Annotated in this window: 15 protein-coding genes; all 15 read right to left on the reverse strand. The window is 46.9% G+C overall.

Annotated features, from left to right (window positions below; translation table 11 throughout):
* On the reverse strand, positions 1 to 710 hold a 710-nt coding region (locus WCG50_RS14655), incomplete at its 3' end, for an HK97 family phage prohead protease (RefSeq protein WP_336900342.1).
* A gap of 144 nt (positions 711 to 854) precedes the next feature.
* Positions 855 to 2,255 carry a phage portal protein gene (locus tag WCG50_RS14660; protein WP_336900343.1) on the reverse strand — a complete coding sequence of 467 codons (1,401 nt, stop codon included), beginning with the start codon at positions 2,253 to 2,255 and terminating at the stop codon, positions 855 to 857.
* Between the two features lie 8 nt (positions 2,256 to 2,263).
* Positions 2,264 to 3,925, reverse strand: coding sequence for a terminase TerL endonuclease subunit (locus WCG50_RS14665; RefSeq protein WP_336900344.1), 1,662 nt, complete (start codon positions 3,923 to 3,925; stop codon positions 2,264 to 2,266).
* Entirely contained in the window at positions 3,922 to 4,380 is a 459-nt protein-coding gene (locus WCG50_RS14670; protein ID WP_336900345.1) for a P27 family phage terminase small subunit, read from the reverse strand. The genes WCG50_RS14665 and WCG50_RS14670 overlap by 4 nt, the downstream gene beginning before the upstream one ends.
* Positions 4,381 to 5,001: 621 nt before the next feature.
* The gene (locus WCG50_RS14675) at positions 5,002 to 5,325 is read right to left on the reverse strand and encodes a hypothetical protein (RefSeq protein ID WP_336900346.1); all 324 of its coding nucleotides are present in this window, start codon (positions 5,323 to 5,325) and stop codon (positions 5,002 to 5,004) included.
* A 32-nt stretch (positions 5,326 to 5,357) separates the two neighbouring features.
* The gene (locus WCG50_RS14680; RefSeq protein WP_336900347.1) at positions 5,358 to 5,771 is read right to left on the reverse strand and encodes a recombination protein NinB; all 414 of its coding nucleotides are present in this window, start codon (positions 5,769 to 5,771) and stop codon (positions 5,358 to 5,360) included.
* Positions 5,764 to 6,147, reverse strand: a complete 384-nt coding sequence (locus tag WCG50_RS14685) for a hypothetical protein (RefSeq protein WP_336900348.1) — start codon at positions 6,145 to 6,147, stop codon at positions 5,764 to 5,766. Before WCG50_RS14685 ends, WCG50_RS14680 begins: the two co-directional genes overlap by 8 nt.
* Positions 6,144 to 6,314, reverse strand: a complete 171-nt coding sequence (locus WCG50_RS14690) for a hypothetical protein (protein ID WP_336900349.1) — start codon at positions 6,312 to 6,314, stop codon at positions 6,144 to 6,146. Before WCG50_RS14690 ends, WCG50_RS14685 begins: the two co-directional genes overlap by 4 nt.
* Entirely contained in the window at positions 6,311 to 6,520 is a 210-nt protein-coding gene (locus tag WCG50_RS14695; protein ID WP_336900350.1) for a hypothetical protein, read from the reverse strand. The genes WCG50_RS14690 and WCG50_RS14695 overlap by 4 nt, the downstream gene beginning before the upstream one ends.
* Positions 6,517 to 6,663, reverse strand: coding sequence for a hypothetical protein (locus WCG50_RS14700; protein ID WP_336900351.1), 147 nt, complete (start codon positions 6,661 to 6,663; stop codon positions 6,517 to 6,519). Before WCG50_RS14700 ends, WCG50_RS14695 begins: the two co-directional genes overlap by 4 nt.
* Positions 6,656 to 7,621, reverse strand: coding sequence for a DnaB-like helicase C-terminal domain-containing protein (locus WCG50_RS14705; protein WP_336900352.1), 966 nt, complete (start codon positions 7,619 to 7,621; stop codon positions 6,656 to 6,658). Before WCG50_RS14705 ends, WCG50_RS14700 begins: the two co-directional genes overlap by 8 nt.
* Complete coding sequence (locus tag WCG50_RS14710; RefSeq protein ID WP_336900353.1) at positions 7,609 to 7,938, reverse strand: hypothetical protein; 330 nt, start codon at positions 7,936 to 7,938, stop codon at positions 7,609 to 7,611. Before WCG50_RS14710 ends, WCG50_RS14705 begins: the two co-directional genes overlap by 13 nt.
* Entirely contained in the window at positions 7,935 to 8,567 is a 633-nt protein-coding gene (locus tag WCG50_RS14715) for a hypothetical protein (protein ID WP_336900354.1), read from the reverse strand. The genes WCG50_RS14710 and WCG50_RS14715 overlap by 4 nt, the downstream gene beginning before the upstream one ends.
* Before the next feature lie 100 nt (positions 8,568 to 8,667).
* Complete coding sequence (locus WCG50_RS14720) at positions 8,668 to 8,901, reverse strand: hypothetical protein (RefSeq protein ID WP_336900355.1); 234 nt, start codon at positions 8,899 to 8,901, stop codon at positions 8,668 to 8,670.
* Positions 8,873 to 9,919, reverse strand: a 1,047-nt coding sequence (locus tag WCG50_RS14725) for a DNA methyltransferase (RefSeq protein ID WP_336900356.1), incomplete at its 5' end; no start/stop codon positions are given. The genes WCG50_RS14720 and WCG50_RS14725, both read right to left, overlap by 29 nt.

The following is a 9,919-nucleotide window of genomic DNA, read 5'->3' on the forward strand; positions in this document are numbered from 1 at the left end:
AGAATCTCGGTCACTTCCGCTTCAGAATCTCTCTGGATCGGCGCAGGTTCAATAGGCGCAGTCACAGCGTCTCGCTGCTCCAACACTTTCTTGAATACAGAAGCGGCTGTGACCGCTGCCTGTTTGGATACCCCTGCATCTCGCAGAGATTCTTCCAATACTCGCAAGTCAGCAGAACCGTCTGGAAGGAAATATTCCAACCGACTGACTTCTGCAACTGGATTATTTGGGTACATCACGACAGACACCTCCCGCAAGCCACCTTTGGCAATTTGGAAATAGGCTTCTTCATCGTCAGCAAGGGCTGGATCACCATTAGCGTCCACCATTGCATATTCGTCAGCGTAAGCTGCAACAGAAACCCCACCAAATAATGTGGGGCTGTCTTTCATGATCTTGTACAGGTCGTTTCCTTGGGTGGTGTTGACGAACATCTTTCCTGATGCTGTCATACCCATTTCATCAAACTCAAATTGAGTCCATTCGCCAACCGGGATGGCATCAGATGAATGGTTCACGAACATGGGAAGTGGTCGACCAGACTTGGCAAACTCATTTGCCCAATCCATAAACCCTTCGGGCTTGTAGTTAAACCTGCGCCCATCTGCTCCTTCTCTAGCCCCCCAAGATGTTACCCTTGCTTCTATTGCTCCTGCTGTCTTGGCAAGGTTCAATTTCGCTTCGCAGATCATCTGGAATGGTTTTGTCATGGATTACCTTCAGTTTGGTTAAGTCCACATCCTTTATTACCTTGCGGGGCCGTCCCCTGTTCCCAGTAATAGGCTCGTTTGGCTTATACATTGCCAAATATGCTACCACCATCCAGAAATTTGACAATTTATTTCTCGATGATGTTATTTGACCCCAATATTCATCTTTTTACTCTGACTCCCGCCCCCTCCGCCAGTATCCTGTGGGCTGGAGCCGGGTAGTTGATCGGTTGGTTTTGCGTCCTGTTTCAGATCATCGCCACCATCAAGATTCTTCATTCCCATATATTCACGGGCTTCATTCGGGGTAAGAATGCCGTTTGAAACACCGGCAGAGGCGAAATTCATCTGGTCCAGTGGCGCGCCTTTCAGGAAGTTGCGAGTATCAAACTCAACACACAAGGACGGATATCCAGGGAAAAGATGCTGTTTCAGCTTTTGTTGGATGTTGACCAAAAGCGGATACATGCTGGATTTGTAGAACTCGTCCAGCATGGTTTGCGTGTTGTTGTACTTCTGGTCAGCGATCCCAATCATCGCAGGTGGAACCCCAAACAAACCACAGATACGTTTCATGGTCTGGGTCTTGAGCGCATTGGCATCTGCATCCTGAAGATTTAGCATATTCAAAGGTGTGTACTTCATACCTTGGTCGAGCAACATACCCTGACCCGGCTTGCTTTGGTCGCTCTGACGTGAGCCGGTCATGTTGTTCCACGCCTCTTTCAAACGGGATGCGATCTCTTTGTACTTGCCGTCTGGGATCACCTGTTCTGTGACAAACATACCGCTTGGCTTTGCGCCGTTCTGCATGATGTAGTTTGCGTATAAATCAATGTCCTGATCCAGCCCCACCAGTTCAGCAGCAAGTATTCCCTTGTTGAAGCCAGCAGACCCCTGCCAAGCTGCGTCCTTGATGTGCATGACTTGGTGAGCCGCAAGGGGTTGATCTTTGCTGAAACCATAAGAAGGAGTGGACAGTCGATAGGACGGATACCGGGCCGGGGTGATCGTGACCGCGATTAACGTGCTGTCAAAGATATACATCTCCAGCGGGGTCTGTGTCGGATTTTCCTGATCCTTTCTCCACCACAAAGTAAAGACCTCGCCCGACAATTCATGCCACATGAGGTACTGATACCAGAACTCGTAGGTTGATTGGAAGTTGTTTGGCTGATTCAGGAGATTACTTACCTGTTTGGCTTTGGCCTTGTCCCTCGGGCCGACCTCTGGCGACTTAACAGCATCCAGGTAACTACCATCGTCTGCCTCGCACATGATTCTAATTGGTAATTGAGCAAGTGCCCTTGCCTTTGCCCCAACGCAAGCCATAACCGTGCTGTTGCGCGTAAGCATGGACATATCCACCGGACGTCCTGCACTGGTCGTGCTGCTGGTGGTGACATACAGGATTTGGGTATTTACTGTTGGACGCTGGTTGCTGCCTTGGTAAACAACGTTATTGCCAAGCGCAGTCTGCCCGAACAACGTGTTAGATTCTTTGTTTACGTTTACTTTTGGTTTGAAAATGTCTAAAAAAGCCATAATTTTCCCTAGAAAGTGCGGAAACCGAACCCGGCAATTGTAGCATTATCCAAAGAACAGTGCATAGCAATGATTAAACTGATAATACCATCCACTTTTGCTGATTTGTCTGCTTCATTTTTACGGACTTTGACGTTTCCGTTCACATCTTCGTAAACTTCGCAATTCCCAAGTTGCCAACCAAGGAACGGATTGCCATTGTGTTTGATACTGTAATTAAGCAAAAGTTTTTCAATATGCTTGCTTGGATTGCTTAAAACTGCCATTCCTTGACCAACTTTTTTTACGGGCAATCCTACATCGTGCAGACGAGCCACTAAGCTGGCGGCGTTGTAAGCATCAAACCCAATTTCTTTGATGTCGTAAGTTTCAGCCTGTTTAATGATGTAGTCGCTAATTTCTCGGTCATCCATTACGTTGCCTTCTGTAATGTGCAAAATGCCAGATCGACGAGCGACTTCAAAAATATCTGCGTAATGTTTTGGAATTAAATCGTATCCATCCTGGGGCAAAAAGAATTTGAATTCAGCCTCATAGTCATCATCAGCAAACCTCTTTAATGTGCATACGGCATTTAAGTCACGAGTTGCCGCCAAGTCAAAACCCATGAATACGGATTCTGGCTCACGTTTTCCACCCAACTTGCAACGGTCATCATCCCAATACGCACGGTCAATCCAAGCTGAATTTGCGCTGACGTACAGATTTAACGTCTTGCAAAGGAACTCATTTAATGCTGCTGGCTTATGTTTTGCTTCTTCTGCTCGTTGTGCAATCGCATCTCCAAAGACGCTGATTCCGTGCATTGGATTGGCTTTTGCCCATGTCGTCGGATCGCGCCAATCATCTCCAGGATCAAGGCCGTACAACAAACCAAACCAGTGAGGATTATCAGTAGCTTCGCCGGTCAACATGGTTTGCACCATCATCATGTCTTCGTAGAATTTGGTTTCCTTAGTAAAACTGGCAGTAGTGATGTACACCCTTAGAGGGTTTTGCCGAGCCACCATACCCGAATGAAGCACCTCAATAGAGTTTCTGTCTACAATTTGAGCGGCTTCATCAATGATCGCGCAACTTGGATTTAGACCGTCACCTGTCTTTTTTGCATCACGACTAAGTGCTTTGAACATGGACTGAGCATCGCCAGCTTTCATGATCTGGTGACGTCCAGCGTTGTATAGCGCAGCAATGTCAGAAGGCATTGAGTCAATAAAGCCAGTTGCGGAAGTAAACACAATACCGGCCTGATCCCGAGTGGTTGCCAACGAATAAACCTCTGCGCCAGCTTCGCCAAATCCTAATTCGTATAAAGCAATTGCCGCTGTCAATGTGGATTTACCGGCTTTGCGGGGAATGTAAATAATTACATCTGTAACCATTCGCTTGGTTAAATTCCGTTTGCTACGAAATCCGTACACCGCGCAAATAATGAAGATTTGGAACGGCTGAAGTATTAATGGTTTTCCAGCATCTGGGCCTTTGGTGTGCTTAAGCGTACCAATAAACTTTAGAACGTGTTGGGCATACTTTGCGTGAAATTCATATGCCCAGGCTTGATCTTCTAATTGATTCAGGAAACGTTGACAAGCTAATCGAACATTTCTACAAACCAGAATCTCGCCGCGCACTACTTGCACAGCATAGAAAATTCCATCTTCGTAATTCATGGGCCAGCAAGTAGATCGGCGTATTTGCCGCCTTCAACTTTGTTTGTAGCCAATCTGCCTCGAGGCGTTAACCCCAATTCATTCATCAAAACTATTGCCCTAGCCAATGCTTTGTCACCAGCGGTCAGGTAAGGATTGGGGCCAATATTAGCGCCACCGTTGAATTTAACAACAACACCGCCAGCCTTGATTCCTTTGCAACATTGAACGTAAATTTCCAACTGCATAGCCAGTGCCGCCAAAATATGTTTGTCTTGGTTTGAACCAATGCCATAGGTGTCCCATAAAAATTCACTTGTTTCGCTGATAAATTCATCACGGTTCCAGGCATCATGGTTATCCAGCCAATCAGCTTTTGGAACTCGCTGTCGAACTTTTTCAGGCAATGGTTTGGCTTTGTGTTCTGCTTTTGTGCCGTGAACTATGTGTAATTCTGGTGGAAGTCTATTTGTCATATCCTCATCCTATCATGCCACCCCTATAACCAACCCAGTTTGTGCGAAATTGAGACACGGCTTGCTAAGTTAGCAATCACCCACTTTTAAGTTCTTTCCTCATTCATGACCACCAGCGCGTAGTCGGCATCAGAGTAAACCCTTACCCCGTTTGAGTGGTAATGCTCATACTTTCCTTGCTTCTCTTGCCCTGTCTTGTAGGAGTGGCACTCAGGGCAGAGTGATTGGAAGATGTTGTGTGTGAAGGCGTTGCCTCTTATGCGTTGCCAAGGGAAAACATGATCTATGTGTAGTGCTGCACATACTATCCCCCTGCTTAGACATGACTGACACAATGGTTGTCTGCTTAATTGTGTTCGTCTTATTGCTTGCCATGCCTTTGATTTATATACTGAATCGCTTTCTTTTATTGTGTAGTCTTTGCCGCCATGCTTTAAGCAGAAAGAATTTAAGCGTGTTCTAAGTTCCTTGCATCCCAACTCTGAACATATCGTGTTAGTTGGATAGATAGGCATTAATGCTTTCATGCGGCAAGCCTAACCCGCTGGTGCTTTCAACCAGCTTGCGGGTTTCGTCTGTCGGTAAATGGTCGGGCATCATTTTATAAAGGGGATTTTGCAGTTAGTGTTTCTTAAAATTACCACTTACTATCTCAGGAACAGCGTTTTTCCATTTCACCATGTGGTGTAAGCGTTTACTTGTTACTCCCATTTCTGTGATTTTTACACAGCTTGGCGCATACATTACAGAATAGAAGCTCTTGACGTAAGTTCCCAAGTCGAGGTAAATATCAGTTAGCCCACCTGAGTTAGCTTGAGTTGCGAGTTGCTCTAGTCTAATCCTAGGAACGGTAATAAACAACTTTCCTACGTTTCCCAGTGCTACATAGGCGTTTACGTCCTCGTTGATGCGGCCCATGAATTTGAACGGCTTTGCTGTGTTCATAAAAAAGGAATTCATCGCCTTTCCAGACAATCTCAGCTTTGGTCATGCTTTGGTCCAGTTTTGTAAATCGGCGTTACTTCGGACTGTGCAGCCATTGCGACCAGGAACTCCATCCACTCGCTAAAAACCTTTTTGCCCATATTGCTAGTCCGTTGCGGCATCATGATTACCTTACCGTCAAACAAGGCCATCCGCATCTCGCCATTCCAACAAGCGGTTAAAACGTCTTTCCAGTCGTCATTTGTCACCCATTGCATAGCGCCGTTAATGCAAAGCTGCTTTTGCTTGGCAAATCCTTCAAGGTACGGCCATTGCGCTGCGTTTTGGTCTAGGCTGCGTGTTTGCTCGCACAATGTCACCCGATAACCATCAGGCGCTTCCCAAATGGCTTCTTGCGCTCTGCGCCTTACCTGTTCATTTATCAGGTTAAATATGCGCTTACTCAAGATTCGCCCCTGATCGTATCTCGCACCCGATTGCCAGAATCACGGCTCCCGGCTTTGTGCCATGCTGCCAGTCAACCAAAATAGGCTTGAAATGTCGGTCATCAACCCCGATAGCCTGCGCTATACCGTCCAGACTCGATTTAAGGCTCGATAGCATCCCATCGCAGTCCCGGTGCCTGTTATCTGGCATCACGAAAATGATTGATACCGCGTAGTCCTTGTCTGCATCGAATTTGCGGCCTTTTGCCGCGTTTTTAGCAAGTACATAGGCATCGCCCTTGGCTTGTGACTTTATCGCAGCCAAACCGCCCCAATGCCTGCCGTTGCTTCGGTTTGGTGCCAAAGCCTTGTTAGGCCAGTCCAGTTTGACTATCATCTGCGCAGCTCCTTTAGTTCCTTGGCTGCTGCGTCAAACGCTTTTTGGTAGACAGTTGCTTTTTCAGCACTGGAGAATGGATTTCCTTTCGTCGGCCAGCCTGCCATTTGCGCTGTTGCATCCTGCTTTGCCCTGCGCTGTATTTCGTTTTGTTGTTCTGGTGTCATAGGTTCTCAATCCATTCCCAATCATTAGTTCCCCATTTGCTAGGCTTGCCTTGACCCTTCAAGAAAAACCCGAGAATCATCCAAGCCAACTGGCGGCAATGCTCAAGCTGGTATGACTTGCCCTCTGCAAAACAATTACCGCGTCCGTCCATGCCGATCCAGTAGCGGAATGATCCGTATGGGCCTTTGCTGATGATTACTTTCATTTCATTGCCTCTTTCACACCTTTGGTTAGTTCCATCCACGGCATCGCTTCGTGATAGCTCTTGAGTGCTGCTCTTGCGTAGTCTGGGTCGTGTTGTTTCATAAACAAAATATGCGCTATCAGCTTTTCTCTGAATTTATCCATGCTCAGGATGGTTGTACAGCGATAAAGGCTTATCACCGTGGTTTCCAACGTATTGCATGGAAACTCTGTCAAACCATAGCCCTATCTGGCCTTCCCATTCTCCGTTACGCTGCTTGTCACAGATCAGCAAAGCATCCGGTTCACCATCTGCCACCGCTACGCCAGCTTCTCGCTTCTTTTCCTTGGCCTTGTTGCGCCATACCGCTATCACGTTATCAACCTGATCTGTTATCGCTCCGGTGCCCTTAAAGTCGTATTTTCCCGGCTTGTGCGCCTCATCTGTAGGCTTCTTGACGTGGTGAACCAGGTGAATGTGAATGTTGTGATCCCGAGCAATGGCGCAAAGCTCATCAACAAACTGCTTTTGCCCGTTGTAATCATCTTCTCCGGTTACGCACTTCATTAAGCTGTCAATCACGAAATGAGTTATGCCCTTTTCCTTAGCGCAAAATCTAGCCACGGCGCAAACCTGCTTTGCTGTCACGGTCCCCTGCTGGTCGTACAGCCACAGCTTGCCATCGGTCCAGTCCGAGAATTGGCCGTACAAGTCCAAAAATTGTCGAATCGCCTCATCATTCCCAATAAATGCCGGGTCGTTCACGTTGTATGCAGACCATTGCCGAGCCATGCGCTCAAGTGTTTTCATTGGCTTCATCTCAAAACTTGCGACGCAAACCTTCTCGCCCTGAGCGCAAAGACTTAGCGATACTTGCCCTGTAACAAGGCTTTTACCCTGCCCATTCGCCCCTCCCCATACCGTTACCTCTCCCGGCCTGAATTGAATCTGTAGGTGTGTTTTACGCCACGGCATGACAGACCGGATTTGCTTAATAGGGCATTTGATACGCTCGATCAGTTCCTTCACCCATATCGAAGCAGGCTTAACCTTTTGCGATGCGTCCGTTTCCCTCTCGTAAACAGAGAAGTCGATATCGTCAAATCCGATCAGTTCTGCCATGTCATCACCCCGTCAGTGTCGGTTATTGACACGGTTTCAGTCCAATATTTGTCCACGTTGCGATGCAGGCTTGCTATGACACGCAAAGCCTTTGCCTGTATGCAAGCTGTCGTAATTCTCCGCAGTCTGTCAGCGTTTTGTGATTCTGCCAGCACGGTTACGCCAACCAAAAACCGAAGGTCTATGGCTTCCGGTATGTCAGAAACTGCCAAAGTCACAGCATTGTCTGTCGGGATAAGTCCTGAATCCTGTAGCCACACGTAAGCCGGTTTCATGCGGTTATGGCGCATTGCGATGATTGATTGATGCCCGTTCATAGGAAAACTCCTAGACTGCTTTGACCTTGCTGCTTTTCATCTTCCCAAAGCCTGTTATTCAGATATGTTGCCGGGTATGGCACAAATTGCCCTTGTTCCTTGATCCAGTCTTGTGTCTGCGATCTGGCTTCAATGTCTGACAAGATATCCGGCAACTCACCGTTTATCTTTTGCGTCCTAAACGCCTTCTCTGCCGCTGGCTTGGCTTTCTTCTTTGGATACGTTTTCCAGAAGATATCAAAACCGTTATCCGATATCTTCTCTTCTCTTCTCTTCTCTAGCGAGCGCGTGAGGGGTATAGCACCTATATTGTCTTGATATCCGTCTGATATCAGGTTGTTATCATGTATCAAGTTGATATCATCTTGTATCAGCCAATGAGACAGTCTTGAGATTGTTGATTTAATTGGCTTTTCTGACATTCTGAACCTGAATGCAATTTCCTTGATAGACGGTAGTTCTCCTTCATTTTCTGAAGAGATAAGCCACAGCATTACAAGCGTTTTTGCATCGTCACCACTCAATTCGTGCCATTGAATATCGTTTAACAGGTCACGATACAGCTTTATCCACAGTGGTTTTCTATCTTTGAAGTGCTGGAAACGGTCCCAGTCTTTAACTTTCAGCATGAATAAACCCCTTTGAAAACCCCATACAGGTGGTATTCCCGAAAGCAACCAGAGCGCCTAAACGTCTGTTTGAAGGGTCTGTACGGGGTTATGAAAAGAGTCATTGTTGCTTTCTATTGGCCACCACAGCCTTGATTGAACCTACATTTTGCGCCTGTTTTTTGACACTTGCAACAAAAACATTCACATCACAATGATGAAGTAAAGCCAAATAAGCCATCCCCACCACGGAGCCTGTCCAAGCACCAGGATAAAGAACCCAACAACGCCAAAGATGATCTTTGCTGTAATTTTTAGTGCGATGCTCATGCTGCCACCGAATCAAACAGGCCATGCTGCTCTTTTTCAGCATCCTCGATGTTCTGGCAAGCCAACTCGAAATATGCTGGTTTAAGCTCAGTCCCAATGAACTTACGACCCATCTTGACGGCACAATAACCCTCAGATCCAATTCCTGTAAATGGGCTGAAAATCAAGTCGCCAGGATTTGTCCATAAATGGATGCACCGTTCGATCACGTCAAGCTGCAGCGGACACATATGCTTCAAGTCTTTATCATCCCGAGCAGGTAGTTTATTAAGAGTCCGGCTTTGGTTAATGTCATCCCAGATCGGGCTTGCGTACTTTTGCCACAACATGACCGGCAGATCATCGCCATGAGTCACGCGCTCTGCAAGCTCTCCAGGCTTTCGCATGGTCACAACGTAGTCGGGAAGTCCCATACGGGTCATTGTCGAATTCTCGCGGATAGTCTTATGAAGCAATCCTAGAGCTTTTGTGCGCTGCATCGCTACAACTGGATCTTTCCAGATGCAAACCTCCGAATGGTAGATAAACCCGGCATCCTGAAAAGCACGGATCAGGTCGCCTCGAAAGTCTCTCAGTCCGATGTGACCTTGGCGCATCTTCGTCGTCGGCAGATTCATGCAATGGAATGAAACATTGCGCCCCGGCTTCATCACCCGATACAGTTCGGTAATCAAGAATCTCAACTGCGCTACAAACGTGCCGTCATCCTTGCAATTGCCCATGTCGTGATCCGAGTTTGAATAAACGAATAGATCAGCGAATGGAGGAGAAAATACGGAGTAGTCGATGGAGTTATCAGCCATCTTGCGAGAATGCTTTACACAATCACCTAGAAGAACTGTAAAGTTCTTGCTTTTGAAAATATCTTCTTTGTAATCGTCTACGATGTTTTCCTGTCCAGCCAGTTCTTTGTTCATAATGTCCTTCATGTGTTCGATCATGTTTGCGCTCATTTCGTGATGTTGCTTTTCCTTGCGCTTGATGTTCGCAAGAATCTGTCCCTCGTTTTCAGCCGTGAAGATGTGAACGTGTACCTCACGCTT

The sequence above is a fragment of the Rhodoferax sp. genome, from assembly GCF_037143375.1.
GTDB lineage: Bacteria > Pseudomonadota > Gammaproteobacteria > Burkholderiales > Burkholderiaceae_C > Rhodoferax.